Origin of the sequence: Sphingomonas sp. Leaf34 (assembly GCF_001421805.1) — a bacterium.
In the GTDB taxonomy this organism is placed as follows: Bacteria; Pseudomonadota; Alphaproteobacteria; order Sphingomonadales; family Sphingomonadaceae; genus Sphingomonas.
In genome coordinates, this window is record NZ_LMLC01000001.1 from 532,906 (window position 1) to 549,409 (window position 16,504).

Here is a 16,504-nt window from a genome sequence, read left to right on the forward strand (position 1 = left end):
TGCCTCAGGGCCTTCACCATACCCATCACCCCGGCCTCGGACGGGATGGGGCATTGCTTCAGTCGACATAAGCAGCGCAGGATTCGATCCTCCCCCGCCAGCGGGAGGGGGCGCGGAGCGACGGAGAACGAGAACACGGAACCCGCGTCGGCGCTTACCGCCCCCTCCGTCTGGCAAGCGCCAGCCACCTCCCCCCGGGCGGGGGGAGGATTGCCGATCGGCTTTGGCGCTCAAACACGAGCGCGGGCGGACCGTCGGTGAAACCCGGCCACGTCCTTTGCGCAAGGGGACAAGTCCGCTCTTCGATCGGCGCACCCCGCGCCGCTTGTACGCCGCCACCGACCCGCTAGGGACGGTGCCATATGCGCCGCGCCCTTCTCACGCTCGTCCCGCTGCTGGCGGTCCTCATCGTTTCCGCGCGCGAGCCGGCAGCGCCGGCCGCGATTTCGCCAGCCGCCCGAGACCGCGGCGTCTACCATCTCGCCACCAATGCCGAGACGCGCTGGGTGCCGTTCGACCTCACCCCGGGCAACCAGATCCGCTTCAGGATGCAGCTCGACGGGCGCGACGTCACCGCGATCCTCGACACCGGCGTCAGCTATACGCTGCTCGCAAAGGCCTCCCCCGCGGTCGATACCGCCAAGCTGGTCGCCGGCGGCAGTGCGACCGCGATCGGCGGATCGATCGCGCTCGGCTGGATGCCGACGCGCTCGATCGCGGTCGGCGGGCTCGCGCGGACCGGCGGCGGCGTCACGGTCGCGGATCTTCCCGCGATCGCCACCGGCAGCGCCTCTGCCGTCGACCTGCTCGTCGGTGCGGACATGATGGCGGGCTACGCGCTCGACATCGATTACGCCGCGCACCGCTTCCGCCTGCTCCGCTCGGGCCGGCTGCCGTTCAAGGGCGAAACCGCGTCGTTGCGGGTCTCCGCCGAACGCAGCGTCTATGAAAGCGCGATCACGCTCGGCGACCGCAGGCTCGCCCCGGTCGTGGTCGATACCGGCGACGGATCGTCGATCACCGTCACGGCCCCCGGCTGGGCGGCGGCAAGCCTTGCGGTGCCGTCCACCACCGCGATCTCGTTCGGTCTCGCCGGCCCCGCGATCAGCGGCCTCGCAATCGTTCCCGACATCCATGTCGGCAATATGGTCGCGCGCTGGTCGGAAGTGCGGATCGAACCCGCGGGCGGCTTTTCGCAATCGATCGGCGTCGCCGGCCGGATCGGCTCGGGATTCCTGCAGAACTACCGCGTCCTGCTCGATCCCGGCGCGCGCCGCATGGTGCTCAGCCGCGGTCCAAAGGCCGATACGCAGCCGTTGCGATCGACCAGCGGGTTGCTTGTGGGTGTCGAGCCCAACCGATTGAAAGTCCTCCACGTGATGCGCGGCGGCCCCGCGGCGGCCTCCGGGTGGAAGGACGGCGACCTGATCTGCACGATCGACACGGTGCCGATCCCCGCGGACTATGCGACCAGCCCGATCGCGTTCTGGTCCGCGGGCGCGCCCGGGCGCGTCGTCCGGCTCGGGCTGTGCGACGGCACGACGCGCGCGCTGACGCTCGCACGATTTTACTGATGCGCCACAGCCGCTGGGCGGGCGCAATGCTCCTGCTGCTGGTGGCGCTAGCGATCCGGGCGTGGGATTTCGGCAACCCGGTCATCGAGCCCGACCAGCAATATTATCTGCTGGTCGGGGATCGCCTGCTGCACGGCGCGGTGCCCTATGTCGACATCTGGGACCGCAAGCCGGTCGGACTGTTCCTGCTGTTTGCGGGGATTCGCACGCTCCCCGGCAACGGGATCCTCGCCTATCAGCTGGTCGCGACCGGATGCGCATGGGCAACCGCGCTCGTCGTGCGCCGTGCCGCCGGGACGATCGGTGCCGACGACCGCGGTGCGATGGTCGCGGGGATCGCCTATCTCGTCGCAATCACGCTGGTCGGTGGAGGCGGCGGGCAGGCGCCCGTCTTCTACAATCTGCCGATGGCGGTGGCCGGGCTGCTGACGCTGCGACTGCCCGCAAAGGCCGCCGACCAGCGCCCGCTGGCGATCGTCGCGAGCGGGATCGTCGCCTGCCTGCTCGCCGGGATCGCGATCCAGCTGAAATACACGCCGATGTTCGAAGGCGCGTTTTTCGGACTGGCACATCTCTGGTATCTGCGGCGTGCAAGCACGAGCGGGTATCAGACCGCCGGCGCGACCGCCGCCTGGGCGCTGACGGGGTTGCTGCCGACGCTGGCCGCGATCGGCTGGTATCACGCCCGAGGCGCGGCCGCGTTCGACGCGTTCTGGTTCGCCAACTTCGCCTCGATCGCTTTGCGACGCGGCTATTCGGCGAGCGATCTTGCGATGCGGCTGCTGGGCATCGCCGCGCAACTGTCGCCGCTAATCCTGGCGACCGGGCTGACATGGCGTGCGCGGCCGCGGAGTGGAGTCGCTGTCGAGCCTTTGATGGTCGGTTACGCCTGGCTGGGTTGGGCGCTGATCGGCTTCTTCGCGATCGGGACGTTCTTTGATCATTATGCGCTGCCGCTGGTCGCGCCGCTCGCCATCCTCGCCGCGCCCATGCTCGATCGGTCGGTTCGGATGATCGCGCTGACCCTGGGCGTGACCGCTTCGATCCTCGTCGCCAAGCGCGCGATCCATCCAAACGACTCGGCTGGCGCGTACCGGGTCGCGCAAATCGTCGCGACGAACAGCGGCGGCGCCTGCCCGTACGTCTTCATCGGCGATACGATCACCTACCACCTCGCGCACGCCTGCCTGCCGACCGCCTATGCCTTTCCCAACCTGCTCGCCTACGACACCGAACAGGGTGCGACCGGGATCGACGAGCCCGGCGAAGTGCGCCGCATCCTCGCGCGCCGCCCACCCGTCATCGTCACGTCGGACCGGCGGCTGTCGATCTGGAACCGCGGGAGCCTGCGCGCGGTCAAGGCGGCGCTCGCGCGCGACTACCGCCCGGTCTTCACGACCCCGCGGAACAGCTGGCACACCGTCGTCTATCTCAGGAACGACCGCCGCTTCAGGTCTTGAACGCGAGCCCGATCGTGATGGCGAGTGCGATCAGCGCGAGCATCTGGACGGTCGGCCAGTCGACCCAGCCGACCGAATCCGGATCGCGCCGTCGTCGCCGGCGACGCTCGCCGACCCCCGCGAGGATGGCAACCGCGGCCAGCGCGCCGCTCGCACTCCACAACACCGGCGCCCCCATCGGTCCGACCGCTCAGCCGAGCTTCTCGACCTTTTCCTGCAACTTGGCGAGTTCGGTGCGCAACGCCGCGATCTCGTCGTCCTTGCTGGCAGCGGGTGCCGGCGCGGGCGGCGTCATCGCGTGGGCGGCGACGTCGAACATTGCGAGGTTGCGCTTGGCGATATCGGCGAACGGCGAGTTGGCGAACGCACCCTCGACCGCGGACTTGAACTGGTCGTGATTGCGGCGGAAGCTGTCCATCGACGCCTCCAGGTAGCCCGGCACCATCGTCTGCATCGAATCGCCGTACATCGAGATCAGCTGGCGCAGGAAATTCACCGGCATCATCGTCTCGCCGCGGCTCTCTTCCTCCATGATGATCTGCGTGAGGACGTTGTGCGTGATGTCCTCGTCGGTCTTCGCATCGACCACCTTGAAGTCGCGGCCCTCGCGGGTCATCGTCGCGAGATGATCGAGCGTGATGTACGATGAGGTCTCGGTATTATAGAGACGCCGATTGGCGTATTTCTTGATGATGACGATTCCGTCGGCCGCTGGTTGCTTCTTCATGGATCCCCCGTCTTATGTTTGAAACGGAGGCTACAGTCTTTGATGACGCACCGCAACAAGGACCCAGACCTCTACCCTTGTTCCTGTCGCTGCTGCGCAGCGAGACCGCAGCATCGCCCGACCGGATGGCGCGCGCGCTGGCCGGATTGCGCGCGTATCAGGGCGCGCCGCGAGAGCTGCGGGCGGATCCGATGCCCGCGATCCACCGCGCCGGCCGCGTGTCGTTGCGCGATTATGGCGGCCGCGGACGCCCCGTCGTGTTCGTCCCGTCGCTGATCAACCCGCCCGATATCCTCGATCATTCGCGCGATACTTCGCTGCTGCGGTGGATCGCCGCGCAGGGGTTCCACGCCTGGCTGGTCGACTGGGGATCGCCCGGCAACGCCGACCGCGACCTCGATCTTGCCGCGCATGTCGAGCGATTGCTGGTCCCGTTGCTGCAGGCACTGCCCCGACCACCGGTCGTCGTCGGCTACTGCCTCGGCGGCACGCTGGCGCTGGGCGCCGCCGCGATGACGCCCGTCGCCGGCGTCGCGACGATCGCCGCGCCGTGGCATTTTGCGGGGTACGCCGAAAGCCGTCCCAGCCTCGCCGCAACCTGGGCCGCGGTGAAACCCGCCGCCGCGGTGCTGGGCCTGCTCCCGATGGAAGTGCTGCAGACCGGCTTCTGGCAACTCGACCCGACCCGCACCATCGCCAAATACGAAGCCTTCGCCGACCTCCTGCCCGACAGCGATGCGACGCGCGCGTTCGTCCGGCTCGAGGACTGGGCGAACGCCGGCGCCCCCCTCCCCTACGCCGCCGCCGCGTCGCTGTTCGAGGACTGGATCGCCGAAGACCGCCCCGGCAAGGGCCGCTGGGCGATCGCCGGCATCCCGGTCGATCCGCGCGCGCTGGCCTGCCCGACCGTCGAGTTCGTATCGCTCAGCGACCGGATCGTCCCTGCCGCCACCGCGATCGGGCTTGCCGACCGCCGCGATCTCGCCGCGGGGCATGTCGGCATGGTCATCGGCCGCTCCGCCCGCGCGCGCCTCTGGGAACCGCTCGCCAACTGGATCGCCGCGCTCGACTGACGTACACGGAGTACAAACACAGAGGATCCCGACATGACCGACCTGCTCCCCACTGACGTCGTCATCACCGCCGCCAAGCGCACCCCCGTCGGCAGCTTCCTCGGCGCGTTCGCCGCAACGCCCGCGCACGAACTCGGCCGCATCGCGATCGAGGCTGCGCTCGGTCAGGCGGGCGTGGCGGGCGAAGACGTGTCCGAAGTGATCCTCGGCCAGGTGCTTACCGCTGCGCAAGGCCAGAATCCCGCGCGCCAGGCGTCGATGGCGGCGGGCGTGCCCAAGGAGATCCCCGCCTGGGGCGTCAACCAGGTCTGCGGCTCCGGCCTCCGCGCCGTCGCGCTCGGCTGCCAGGCGATCCAGACCGGCGACGCGACGATCGTCGTCGCGGGCGGGCAGGAATCGATGTCGCTCTCGGCGCACGCGCAGTCGATCCGTGGCGGCCAGAAGATGGGCAACCTCAGCCTTGTCGACACGATGGTCAGCGACGGCCTGACCGACGTCTTCAACGGCTATCACATGGGCATCACCGCCGAGAATCTCGCCGAGCAATATCAGGTCACGCGCGGCGAGCAGGACGCGTTCTCGGTCGCCTCGCAGAACAAGGCCGAGGCCGCACGCGGCGCAGGGCGGTTCAAGGACGAGATCGCGCCGGTAACGATCAAGGGCCGCAAGGGCGACACGATCGTCGCCGATGATGAATATATCCGCGCCGGTGCGACGATCGAGAGCGTCTCGGGCGTGAAACCCGCGTTCAAGAAGGACGGCACCGTCACTGCGGCGAACGCGAGCGGCCTCAACGATGGCGCCGCCGCGCTCGTCCTGATGCGCCGCGACGAGGCCGAACGTCGCGGTTCGCCGATCCTCGCGACGATCAGGAGCTGGGCGTCGGCGGGCGTCGACCCGTCGGTGATGGGTATCGGCCCCGTCCCCGCGACTCGCCGCGCGCTCGAGAAGGCGGGCTGGACGCTCGGCGAGCTCGACCTGATCGAGGCCAACGAAGCGTTTGCCGCGCAGGCGCTGTCGGTCGGCAAGGAGCTCGGTTGGGACGCAAGCAAGGTCAACGTCAACGGCGGCGCGATCGCGATCGGCCACCCGATCGGCGCGAGCGGTGCGCGCGTCCTGACGACGCTGATCTACGAGATGCAGAAGCGCGATGCGAAGAAGGGCCTGGCGACGTTGTGCATCGGCGGCGGCATGGGGATCGCGATGTGTCTGGAGCGATAAGACGCGGTCATGCGAGATTTGCGGGACGATCCATTGTGACGGTTTTGTCACATGGTGACGCAAAAGGGTGATGTCCGCGTCGTGATTATGAACAGAACCTTGCGCAGACGACCCGAACAAGTTTGAATGCCCCATCGACGAAAACGGGGCAAAAAAACATGAAATTCAATCGCTTTCTTGGCGCCACGGCGGTCGTAGGCGCACTGGCGCTTCTTCCGCACGGTGCTTTCGCGCAGACGACCACCGAACCGGCACCGGTCGCGGGCGATTCGATGGCGCAGGAACCGGTCCAGACGACCAGCGCTACGCAGGCCGATGGGAAGCCCGCCGCAGGCGGTGAGGAAATCCTCGTTACGGGCTCGCGCATCCGCTCGCCCAACGCCACGTCGGTCGTTCCGGTCACGACCATCTCCGCTGCGGAACTGACGCAGACCGCGCGTACGTCGATCGGCGACGTGCTCAACGATCTCCCGCAGCTCCAGAGCTCGTTCGGCCAGTCGAACTCGACCCGGTTCCTCGGCACCGGCGGCCTCAACCTGCTCGATCTTCGTGGCCTGGGAACGTCGCGCACGCTCGTGCTCGTCAACGGACGCCGTCACGTCGGCGCGGATATCCTCAACAACGCGGTATCCGTCGACGTCAACACGATCCCGACCGATCTGCTCGAAGCCGTTGACGTCGTCACCGGCGGCAACTCGGCCGTGTACGGCTCGGATGCGCTTGCCGGCGTCGTCAACTTCCGCCTCAAGAGCAACTTTGAAGGCCTGCAGATCCGCGGTCAGGGTGGCGTCAGCGACGAGAAGGACGCAGGCAGCTATTTCGTCAGCGTGACGGGCGGCAAGAATTTCGCAGACGGCCGCGGCAACATCGCGGTCAATTTGGAATATGCCCGCACGCAGGCATTGTTCGCATCGAGCCGCAAAAACTATCGCCAGAACGACGCGTTCGTCACGACGAACATCGATCCGGCAGGCGCCGGTCTCAACGGCAACCTGAACTTCGACGGCGTGCCGGACGCAACGTTCTTCCGCGACGTCCGCGTCGGTACGTTCTCGGATGGCGGCCTCGTGTCGTTCGCCGGCGCGGGCATCGGCGCGACGTCGGCAGCGCCCGGCGGCCGTGATCCGCTGGGTCGCGCCTATACCGTCAATTACCTGTTCCAGCCGGCGGGTACGCTCACGCGCCAGACCGGCACGCGCGTCGGCATCGCCGGCGGCAGTGCAACGACCCCGTCGGGCGCGCCCGCCGGAACGTTCCTCGGCGGCAACGGAAACACGCGGCGCGAGGGCGTTCTGCTGCAGCTTCTGCCGCAGATCGACCGCTATTCGGCAAACATGATCGGTCATTTCGATGTCTCGACCGCGTTCGTGCCGTTCTTCGAAGCCAAGTATGTCCGCGTCGACTCGGTCAGCCTCGGCGGCTCGGGTCCGGCGTTCTTCACCGGCAGCACGATCGACGCGCTGTACGAGCGTCCGCGCCTCGACAACCCGTTCCTCGACGCGACGTCGCGCGCGACGCTGACCGCCCAGGCGCTGCAGTCCGCGACCAACGGCATCAACATCACGACCGGGACGGCATTCGCCGCAGGCAATGGATTGACCGCCGCCCAAGTCCAGGCGAACCAGATTGCGGCAATCAACGCCGGCACGCAGCGCTTCATCCTGCGCAAGAACCTGACCGATCTGGGTTCGCGTCGTGAGGACGCGCGTCGCGAGACGTATCGTTTCGTGGGCGGCGTGCGCGGCGATTTCGCCGACACCTTCAACTACGAACTGTCCGCGAACTATGGCGAGTTTCGGGAAAGGACGAAGGTTCTCGGCAACGTCGACGTCCAGCGCCTGAGCCTGGCGCTCGACGCGCAGCGTAACGCCGCGGGTCAGATCGTCTGCGGGTCGCAGAACACCGCAGCACGCGGGCTCGCAAGCGCGCAGCAGGTTGGTGCGGGCATTGATCCGGAAACCGGTCTCCCGACCGCAGCGGGTCAGGCGATCCTCGACAGCAACATCGCCGCGTGCCAGCCGCTCAATCCGTTCGGCGTCGGCAGCATCTCGGATGCCGCACGCAACTATGTGCTGCGCAACACGCAGTCGTTCGGCAAGATCACGCAGCTGGACATCCTCGGCACCGTCGCCGGCGACACGTCGAAGTTCATCAATCTTCCGGGCGGACCGATCGGCTTCTCGATCGGCGGTGAGTATCGTCGGGAGACGAACAAGTTCCAGGCCGATCCGCTGGTCGAGGCGGGCTACACCTTCTACAACGCGATCGCGGCCTATAATCCGCCATCGTTCGAAGTGAAGGAAGCGTTCGGCGAAGTCCGCATTCCGCTGCTCAAGGACATCGTCCTGATCAAGGAGCTGACGCTGTCCGCTGCCGGCCGTGTCTCCGACTATAAGGGCTCCGCAGGGACGGTCTACACGTACAACCTGAGCGGTGAATACTCGCCGATCCAGGACATCCGCTTCCGTGCCAACTATGGCCGTGCCGTACGCGCCCCGAATCTTTCGGAGCAGTTCTCGCCGGCTGGCCAGAACTTCGCACCAGGGTTCGTCGATCCTTGCTCGGCGGACAATCTCGGCCGTGGCACGCAGTTCCGTGCCGCAAACTGCGCGGCAGCGGGTATCCCGGCCAACTATAACTACCAGTACGTGCAGTCGCTCGAGACGCTGAGCGGCGGCAACTCCAACCTTCAGGCGGAAAAGTCTGATTCGTACACTTATGGTGGGGTCATCCAGCCGCGCTTTGCACCGGGTCTGACGCTGTCGGTTGACTACTATAATATCCAGGTCAACCGGGTCATCGCGGCGCCTTCCGCACAGGCGATCGCCAATACCTGCTACGACGCACCATCGATCACGGACAACCAGTTCTGCAACAGCTTCACGCGCGTTGCTGCCGGTGCGACCGGTCCGAACGGGGAACAGGCCTACCGGATCATCGAGGGAAGCCTTCTCCAGCTGCCGTTCAACTTCGCCAGCCTGAAGGTTCGCGGTATCGATACGAACCTCGCCTACACGCGCAGCTTCGGAGCGACCCGCGTGTCCGGTCAGGTGATCTATACGCACTCGTTCGAGAACACGAACTTCCTGAACCCCGTACAGCCCGACTTTGGCGACAACCTGAACGGCGAAATCGGGCAGCCGAAGGATGCGGTCAACGTCAACCTGGGTGTCGATTTCGGTCAGTTCACCCTCGACACGCAGTTCCGCTATCTGGCTAAGCAGTCGGTCGGCGCGATCGAGAACCAGGAGCCCTTCCAGGGCCGTGCGCCGCAGAACCTCGACGACTTCAGCCAGTCCTTCTATCCTGATGTCCTGTACATCGGCATGAAGGTGGGCGTGGACATCGGCGAGCGGTCGAACTTCTACGTCGGCGTCGACAATCTGACGGACCGTCTCCCGCCCCTGGGTGCGACCGGTATCGGCGCAGGCAGCGGCATCTACGACAACGTCGGCCGTCGTTTCTATGCAGGCGTGACCGCCCGCTTCTGATCCGGTTCCAAACGAACCTGACGTGCGATACTGCGGGGTCGGTGGGTTTCCACCGGCCCCTTTTTTTATGGGTGACGAATGATCCACGATCCGGTTGCACACGCTGATGACCTGCTCGCCAGAGGCCGTGTTGGCGACGCGGTCTCGGTGATCGAGCAGCATGCGCAAGCAGGCAGCGTCGATGCCGTGTTCAAGCTTGCGATGTGGACGCTTGCAGGCTCCCCGGTGCGGCGAGACCTGCCGGCAGCGCGCGCGCTCCTCCGGCAGGCGGCATCGCTTGGCAATCCCGACGCAGCGCTCGTCGAGATCGCGCTTGTCGCGAACGGCAGTGGGGCGACGGCGGACTGGGCCGGCGCACGCGCCTTGCTCGATACGGCAGCCGAAACCGATGCGATCGCCGCGGCGCATCGGGCGTTGCTCGACAAGATGACACTCACCGACGACGGCGCCCCGGTCGATCCTGCGCAGGCGGAAACGATCGGCAAGACCCCCGACGTCCGGCATATCGCCCGGCTGTTCACGCAGGACGAGTGCCTGCATATCGCGCACTGCGCGGCCGATATGCTGCAACCCGCGATGGTGGCTGATCCGCAAACCGGACGTAACGTCCCCAATCCGGTGCGCACGTCGGATGGTGCGGTCATCGGCCCGACGCGGGAAACGTTGGTCGTCCAGGCGCTGAACCGCCGGCTGGCAGCCGTTACCGGAACCGACTGGCGTCAGGGCGAGGCGCTGTCCGTCCTGCGATATCGCCCCGGCCAGCAATTTCGGCCGCATGTCGATGCGCTGCCGGCGACGGGCAACCAGCGGATTCGCACCGTTCTGGTCTATCTGAACGATGGGTTTTCGGGCGGCGCGACGTTTTTCCTGAACAACGCGCTCCGCGTCATGCCCCGCACCGGCGATGCGGTGATCTTCGACAATGTACGCCCCGACGGCGCTGTCGATCGAACGACGCAACACGCCGGCGAACCCGTTACCAGCGGCGTCAAATGGCTCGCGACGCGCTGGATACGCGCGCGCCCGTTCAGCGTCTGGACCGGGCCCGAAAACGCCGCGTGATCATGCCCATACGCGCGCGAAACGCGCGCCGAGCGCGGTCAGCAACTCATATTGGCTCATGCCCGATACTGCCGCGGCGTCCGGCAGGATGAAGTCGAATGCGATCCAGTCGCCCTCGACGACCCCCGTCGCGCCGGTCAGCGCGACCGCGACGAGATCCATCGACACGCGACCCAACACCCCGAGCGGGATGTCCGCGGCGCGGGCGGTGCCGACACCGGAAAAGCCGCGGAAATAGCCATCTGCATAGCCGAGGTTGACGATCGCGACGTCGGTGTCCGCAGGCGCGGTCCAGGTCGCGTTGTAGCCGACCGTCTCACCGGCGCGGACGCGGCGGCGCTGGAGGATCTGGGCCTTGATCGTGACCACGGGTCGGACTGCGTCGGTCAGGTCCGGGCGAGGGACACCGCCATACAGCGCCAGGCCGGGGCGGGTCAGGTCAAACGCATAGCCGTTGAGCGCGATACCGGCCGAATTGGCGAGGCTGAGCCGCCGCGCCGATGTCGCGCCCGCCAGCGCGGCGAACCGGTCGCGCTGGACCGCGTTCATCGGCACGTTTTCGTCCGCGCACGCCAAGTGGCTCATCAGCGTTTCGATCTCGAGGCCTTGCAGCAGGCCGCCGGCGATATCGTCCGCCGACACGCCGAGGCGGTTCATCCCGGTGTCGACCATGACGTCGCACGCGCCGCCGCCCGCGGCTTTCCAGCGCGCGACCTGCGTGGCGGTGTTGAGGACCGGACGGGCAAACCCCGCGCCGGCGGCGGGCATATCGTCGTCGCGGACGCCGTGCAGGACGGAGACGGTCAGTCCCAGCGGCGCGAGATCGGCGGCTTCCTGCCAGTTCGAGACGAAGAAGTCGCGGCAGCCGGCGTCGGCCAGGCGGCGGGCGACCTCGGTCGCGCCAAGGCCATAGCCATTGGCCTTGACCGCCGCGCCGCATGCCGCGGTGCCGCTCAGGCGGTCGAGCGTCCGCCAGTTCTGGACGAGGGCGTCGCCGTCGAGGCGCAGGCGTAGGGGTGCGGGAATGTCGATCACCCGGGGCGGGATAGTGCCCCGGGCGCGGCGCGTCGATGATCTTTCATTTGGCCTGCCACGGCCCGGCCGCCGCGTCGCCCGGCCTACTCGCGCTCGACACGCCCGACCGGGACCAGCAGGCGGCGGTCTCCATCGTCGAGCGGCGCGACGCGGACGCCGAACACGTGCGCGAGCGTGTCCGCGGTCATCACGTCCGCGACCGGACCGAACGCGACCACGCGACCGTCGGCGATCAGCAGCGTATCGTCCGCTGCGCGCTGCGCCTGGATGAGGTCATGGAGGACGATCACCACACCTGCCCCGCCCGCCGCGTAGGTGCGCAGCCGCGCGAGCAGGTCGATCTGGTGCGAGGGGTCGAGGCTGGCGAGCGGTTCGTCGGCGAGCAGCCAGCGTGGTTCGCCCGCCAGCACGCGCGCGAGCAGGACGCGCGCGCGTTCGCCCCCGGAGAGTTCGCCGATCGGGCGATCGGCAAGGCGCGTGGTTTCGGTGTCGTGCATTGCGCGATCAACGGCGGCGCGGTCCTGCGGTGACGGGGCAGCGTGCGCCCCGAGATGCGGCAGGCGACCGAGCGCGACGACGTCGCGCGCAACGATGTTCCAGTGCACCGTCGCGTCCTGCGGGAGGTAGCCGATCGCACGCGCGCGCGCACGCGGGTCCATCGTCGCGACGTCCTGCGTGTCGAGCCGGACGCTGCCCGCGCTCAGACCGATGAGCGCGGCGGCGGCTTTGACCAGCGTGCTCTTGCCCGCGCCGTTGGGGCCGAGAATTGCGGTGACGCGGCCGGGGCGGAGATGCGCCGACACGTCTTGGAGCACGGTGCGCTTGCCGAGCCTCACGTGTAGCGCGTCGACGATCAGATCCATGCGCGGCCCCGTTCCCTGACGAGCAGGCCCAGGAAGAACGGCGCGCCGATCATCGCCATCGCGACGCCGAGCCGCACTTCGCCCGCGCCGGGTGCGAGCCGGACAAGGCTGTCCGCGGCAAGCACCAGCGCCGCGCCCCCGAGCGCGGAGGGCAGCAGCAAGGCGCTCGGGCGGTGGCCGAAGATCGGTCGCAGCAGATGCGGGACGACGAGGCCGACGAAGCCGATCACGCCGGTCACCGCGACGCCCGCGCCGACGACGAGGCCGGTACCGAGCACGACCAGCCACCGCACGCGGCCCATCCGTATGCCGAGCGATCGCGCCGCGGCCTCGCCCAGCGACAGCGCATCGAGCGCGCGGCCCGTGCTTAGCAACAGGACCGCGCCGAGCAGCATCGGCGGTAGTGCCAGCTTCAGGTCGTCCCAGCCGCGATCGGTCAGCGCACCCATGATCCAGTCGACCACCTCGGCAACCGCATAGGGATTCGGCGCGATCGAGATCAGGAATGCGGTGAGCGCGCCCGCAAGGCTGGCGAGCACGGTGCCCGCGAGGATGAAGGTGATCGCGCTCGGCGAGCGCCATGTCAGCGCCGCGAGCAGCGCGACCGCGCCGCCCGCGCCGATCATCGCCGCCACGAAGATCGCGGGTCCCGAACCAAGGCCGAACACGATCGCCGCAACCGCGCCGAGCGCTGCGACCGACGACACGCCGACGACCGCCGGGTCGGCGAGCGGATTGCGGAGATAGCCTTGCAGCACCGCGCCCGACAGCCCGAGCGTCGCGCCGAGCGCGAGGCCGAGCACCGCGCGCGGCAAGCGCAGCTCGAGGATGATCCACCAGCGCGGGTCGCGCGAGAACCAAGCGTCGAGCGGCACCCAAACCTTGCCACAGCCCAGCGACAGGCCGAACAGGACGACCAGCAACAGCGTCAGCGCGGCGAGCTTGCGTGCTCGGCTCACGCGACCGTCGCCCGGATCGCGGCAAGGCGTTCGAGTGCGGGCGGGATAGTCGGGCCGCCGCAATTGATCAGGACGCGTGGGAAGACGGCGTGCGGCGTGGTCGCCAACAGGCGCTGGCGCAGCGCGGTGCCGCGGCTGGTTCGCTCGGGCGCGATCACGATCGCGGGCGGTCGGGTCACGATCGTCTCTGCCGAGAGCGTGCCGGTCTGCGTCAGGCCATAGCGCGCCGCGGCGTTGCGGAGGCCGACGCGCGTCATCATCTCGTTCAGCAACGTGCTCCCCCCGGTCGCGAGATCGCCGCTGATATACAGCAGCGCGCTCGGCGACGGACCATCCTTGCGGCTCCAGCGGGTCAATGCGCGATCGATAGCGGCGTTGATCCGCGCGCCTCCCGCGGGCGCCCCGACGGCATCGGCGATCTGCGTGACCTGCGCCTGGCTCTCCGCGATCGAATCGGGGATGCCGACCAGCAATGTCTTCAAACCAGCCCGCGCGTAAGCCGCCTGCGTCGCGGGCGGGGTGTAGGTGCTGGCGATGACGAGATCGGGATGCAGCGCGATCACCTCCTCGGCGGTCCCGGCGGTCGTCCGGAACCGGCGCGCCACGGCGAGCGGGATCGAGGTCGCCGACGCGTCCTGCGAATATTGGCTGATCGCGGCGATCCGCGACGCGGGCAGGATCCGCACCAGCACCGAATCCACGCAGGGATTGGTCGAGACGATCCCGCCGCCGCCGCCCGCGCCGGGGGACCGCGCGCAGCCCCCGAGCAGGAGCGCGAGGAGGATCGCCCCGCGCCTCACTTCAGCCGCAACCGCACGCCGCCATACGCCGCCCGGCCGTAATTCCCGTAGCCCGCGATCGTCTGATACCGCGAGTCGGTGAGGTTATCGACGCGGCCGTAGAGCGCGATCTGGTCGTTGATCGGCAGCTCCGCGCGAACGCTGGCGAGCGCATAACCGTCGAGGCGCGTCGCGTTGGCGGCGTCGTCGAAGCTGTCGCCGACCATCGTCACGGTACCGCCGACGGACAGGCCGAACGCGAACCGATAGTCCGCGTCGACGCTCGCGGTCTGCTTGGGACGGCGCGCGAGATCCTTGCCGAAATCGTCGCCGATCGAACGGTTCTCGGTGTCGATATAGCTATAGTTCGCGGTCAGCGTCAGCGCATCGACCGGGCGCACCGCGAGCGTAAATTCGACGCCGTCCGCCTCGGCGCGGGCAACGTTGTCGTATACGCCGAACGGCCGGTCAACGCACTCGACCGCGATGCAATCGCGGAAATCGATCTGGTTGCGCGTACGGCGGTTGAAATAGGTCACCCCGACGCGTGCGCGATTGCCGAGAAACGCCTGCTCGACGCCGACGTCGAAGTTGCGTGCCGTCTCCGGATCGAGGTCGCCATTCCCGTATTCGGAGAAGAGCTGGTACAAGGTCGGCGCCTTGAAGCCCTCGCCATAGCTCGCACGCACCGTCGTCCCCGTGCGCAGCGCCAGCGCCGCATTCGCGCCGAACGTCGTGTGATTGCCGAAATCCTCGTGGTCGTCGTTACGGACGCCGCCGGTCAGCGTGAGGATATCGATCGGCTTGACGATCAGCTGGCCGTACACGCTGGTGATGCCGGTATCGGCATAGCTGAAGCCGTCATTGTAGCGGCTGTTCTCGCGCTCGACACCCGCGACGACGCGGACCTGGTCGAGCGGACGGAAGTCGCCCTGATATTCGTAACGCTCGCTGCGGCCGCGACCGAGGAACGACACGTCGCCGCCCGGCTGCGAGAAATTGTCGCGGTTGATGTCGGCGATCGTGAACGCGACGCGGTTGTTGAACCGGCCATCGGCGAAGTTCGCGTGCAGGCCGGCATAGCCATAGAGTTCCTGCGTGGTGCCATAGGCGGCACTGTCCGCGACCACGAACGTATTCGGGTCGAACCCGTCGTCGATGTCGACGCGGCTGTCCGCGAAATAGCCGCGCAGGTCGAGGCCGATGCCCGGCGCGAACTCGACGCCCAGCCGCCCCGTCGCACCGTACTGGCGATATCCATCGCGCTCGGTGCCGCTTGCCGCGGACGAGATGCCGTCGCTGCGCAGGTAGCCGCCGGTCAGCGAGCCCGATACCGGGCCCTTCGCGCCCGACACGCCCGCGCTCGCGAACACACTGTCCGCATAGCCATATTCGGCGTTGGCGCGCGCCTGCAAACCCTCGGTCGGCGCGGCGGTGATGATATTGACGACACCGCCGATCGCCTGGCTGCCCCATGGCACCGAGTTCGGTCCGCGCAACACCTCGATCCGCTCGACCGAGCTCGACAGGAGATTGCCGAAGTTGAAGCCGCCGCCGGTCGACGACGGATCGTTGACGCGGACGCCGTCGATTACGACCAGAGTCTGGTCCGCCTCGGCGCCGCGGATGCGGACGCCGGTCAGCGCGCCGACCGTGCCGTTGCGCGTGACGGTGACGCCAGGCGTGGTCGCGAGCAGATCGGATACCACGGTGGTCTGCCGGCGCTCGATCTCGGCGCGGTCGATCACCGTGACGGCTTGGCCGATTTCGCTCAGCGGTTGCGCGGCGCGGCTCGCGGTGACGACGATGTCCGAGGCATCGCTATCGGGAATCGTCTGGGCGTTTGCCGGTGCCGCGATCGTCGCGGCGCCCAGGAGGAGGAAGAACTTCGTCATCAGGCACGTCCTAACCAGAACCGCCTGCGACCATTCGCGGGGCGGCCAGACGTCTCTCGCTCGAGGGAACCCGGCTGGACCGGAGCACTCGTCCGCGCCGGACACCCGCCCGCGCAGTGGATCGACCGTGAGAGGCAGGTCTCCTGGCTTCCGGGTCGCCGCACCCACCCCGCCTTCCCAGGCTGAAACCCAGTGGCATCTTCGGGGTGGCCGCTATCCGGTCACAGTTGCGGGTACAGCGCCGGTCTTGCGGATGGGGTCGCACCGACCCGGCCTGCGCACCGGCTTCCCTTTTGATCCCGTCGCCGGGAACCCTTCACGCGAATGGCATTAGTCGCGCGCTCTGCACGGGTCAACGCAGCCGA

13 protein-coding genes and 1 riboswitch are annotated in these 16,504 nt (G+C 68.0%); of the genes, 6 read left to right on the forward strand and 7 right to left on the reverse strand.

Features of this window, described 5'->3' with window-relative positions:
* Positions 1-362 precede the first annotated feature (362 nt).
* The gene (locus tag ASF00_RS02445; RefSeq protein WP_055873625.1) at positions 363-1,574 is read left to right on the forward strand and encodes a hypothetical protein; all 1,212 of its coding nucleotides are present in this window, start codon (positions 363-365) and stop codon (positions 1,572-1,574) included.
* Positions 1,574-3,034, forward strand: a complete 1,461-nt coding sequence (locus ASF00_RS02450; RefSeq protein ID WP_055873627.1) for a hypothetical protein — start codon at positions 1,574-1,576, stop codon at positions 3,032-3,034. Before ASF00_RS02445 ends, ASF00_RS02450 begins: the two co-directional genes overlap by 1 nt.
* On the opposite strand, the gene ASF00_RS02455 is transcribed toward ASF00_RS02450, so the two are convergent.
* Positions 3,024-3,200 (reverse strand): hypothetical protein, encoded by a 177-nt coding sequence (locus ASF00_RS02455; RefSeq protein WP_200910201.1) that lies wholly within the window; start codon positions 3,198-3,200, stop codon positions 3,024-3,026. The genes ASF00_RS02450 and ASF00_RS02455 overlap by 11 nt on opposite strands.
* A 24-nt stretch (positions 3,201-3,224) precedes the next feature.
* Positions 3,225-3,761 carry a polyhydroxyalkanoate synthesis repressor PhaR gene (gene phaR, locus ASF00_RS02460; protein WP_055873633.1) on the reverse strand — a complete coding sequence of 179 codons (537 nt, stop codon included), beginning with the start codon at positions 3,759-3,761 and terminating at the stop codon, positions 3,225-3,227.
* Between the two features lie 77 nt (positions 3,762-3,838).
* On the opposite strand from phaR, the gene ASF00_RS02465 reads away from it, so the two are divergent.
* The 4 genes from ASF00_RS02465 to ASF00_RS02480 all read left to right on the forward strand — a co-directional run bounded on the left by ASF00_RS02465 (position 3,839) and on the right by ASF00_RS02480 (position 10,608).
* Positions 3,839-4,834: an alpha/beta fold hydrolase gene (locus ASF00_RS02465; protein ID WP_082463174.1), complete on the forward strand. Its 996-nt coding sequence runs from the start codon at positions 3,839-3,841 to the stop codon at positions 4,832-4,834.
* A 33-nt stretch (positions 4,835-4,867) separates the two neighbouring features.
* The gene (locus tag ASF00_RS02470) at positions 4,868-6,055 is read left to right on the forward strand and encodes an acetyl-CoA C-acetyltransferase (RefSeq protein WP_055873636.1); all 1,188 of its coding nucleotides are present in this window, start codon (positions 4,868-4,870) and stop codon (positions 6,053-6,055) included.
* 158 nt (positions 6,056-6,213) lie between these two features.
* Positions 6,214-9,546 carry a TonB-dependent receptor domain-containing protein gene (locus ASF00_RS02475; protein ID WP_055873639.1) on the forward strand — a complete coding sequence of 1,111 codons (3,333 nt, stop codon included), beginning with the start codon at positions 6,214-6,216 and terminating at the stop codon, positions 9,544-9,546.
* 78 nt (positions 9,547-9,624) lie between these two features.
* Positions 9,625-10,608, forward strand: coding sequence for a prolyl hydroxylase family protein (locus tag ASF00_RS02480; protein WP_055873641.1), 984 nt, complete (start codon positions 9,625-9,627; stop codon positions 10,606-10,608).
* On the opposite strand, the gene alr is transcribed toward ASF00_RS02480, so the two are convergent.
* The 5 genes from alr to ASF00_RS02505 form a co-directional block, all read right to left on the reverse strand.
* Positions 10,609-11,634 (reverse strand): alanine racemase, encoded by a 1,026-nt coding sequence (gene alr, locus ASF00_RS02485; protein WP_055875266.1) that lies wholly within the window; start codon positions 11,632-11,634, stop codon positions 10,609-10,611.
* Positions 11,635-11,726: 92 nt separating this feature from the next.
* A complete protein-coding gene (locus tag ASF00_RS02490; protein ID WP_055873643.1) occupies positions 11,727-12,506 on the reverse strand; it encodes an ABC transporter ATP-binding protein in 780 nt (259 codons plus the stop codon).
* Complete coding sequence (locus ASF00_RS02495) at positions 12,497-13,465, reverse strand: FecCD family ABC transporter permease (protein ID WP_055873647.1); 969 nt, start codon at positions 13,463-13,465, stop codon at positions 12,497-12,499. Before ASF00_RS02495 ends, ASF00_RS02490 begins: the two co-directional genes overlap by 10 nt.
* A complete protein-coding gene (locus tag ASF00_RS02500; protein WP_055873650.1) occupies positions 13,462-14,265 on the reverse strand; it encodes an ABC transporter substrate-binding protein in 804 nt (267 codons plus the stop codon). Before ASF00_RS02500 ends, ASF00_RS02495 begins: the two co-directional genes overlap by 4 nt.
* Positions 14,262-16,139: a TonB-dependent receptor plug domain-containing protein gene (locus ASF00_RS02505; protein ID WP_055873655.1), complete on the reverse strand. Its 1,878-nt coding sequence runs from the start codon at positions 16,137-16,139 to the stop codon at positions 14,262-14,264. Before ASF00_RS02505 ends, ASF00_RS02500 begins: the two co-directional genes overlap by 4 nt.
* Positions 16,140-16,255: 116 nt before the next feature.
* Positions 16,256-16,471: riboswitch (cobalamin riboswitch) on the reverse strand.
* Positions 16,472-16,504: the final 33 nt, after the last annotated feature.

Bases quoted from the DNA above. Each gene is read 5' to 3' on its own strand.
- ASF00_RS02445 (WP_055873625.1), top strand. From the start codon at position 363: ATGCGCCGCGCCCTTCTCACGCTCGTCCCGCTGCTGGCGGTCCTCATC.
- ASF00_RS02450 (WP_055873627.1), top strand. From the start codon at position 1,574: ATGCGCCACAGCCGCTGGGCGGGCGCAATGCTCCTGCTGCTGGTGGCG.
- phaR (WP_055873633.1), bottom strand. From the start codon at position 3,761: ATGAAGAAGCAACCAGCGGCCGACGGAATCGTCATCATCAAGAAATAC.
- ASF00_RS02470 (WP_055873636.1), top strand. From the start codon at position 4,868: ATGACCGACCTGCTCCCCACTGACGTCGTCATCACCGCCGCCAAGCGC.
- ASF00_RS02475 (WP_055873639.1), top strand. From the start codon at position 6,214: ATGAAATTCAATCGCTTTCTTGGCGCCACGGCGGTCGTAGGCGCACTG.
- ASF00_RS02480 (WP_055873641.1), top strand. From the start codon at position 9,625: ATGATCCACGATCCGGTTGCACACGCTGATGACCTGCTCGCCAGAGGC.
- ASF00_RS02490 (WP_055873643.1), bottom strand. From the start codon at position 12,506: ATGGATCTGATCGTCGACGCGCTACACGTGAGGCTCGGCAAGCGCACC.
- ASF00_RS02505 (WP_055873655.1), bottom strand. From the start codon at position 16,139: ATGACGAAGTTCTTCCTCCTCCTGGGCGCCGCGACGATCGCGGCACCG.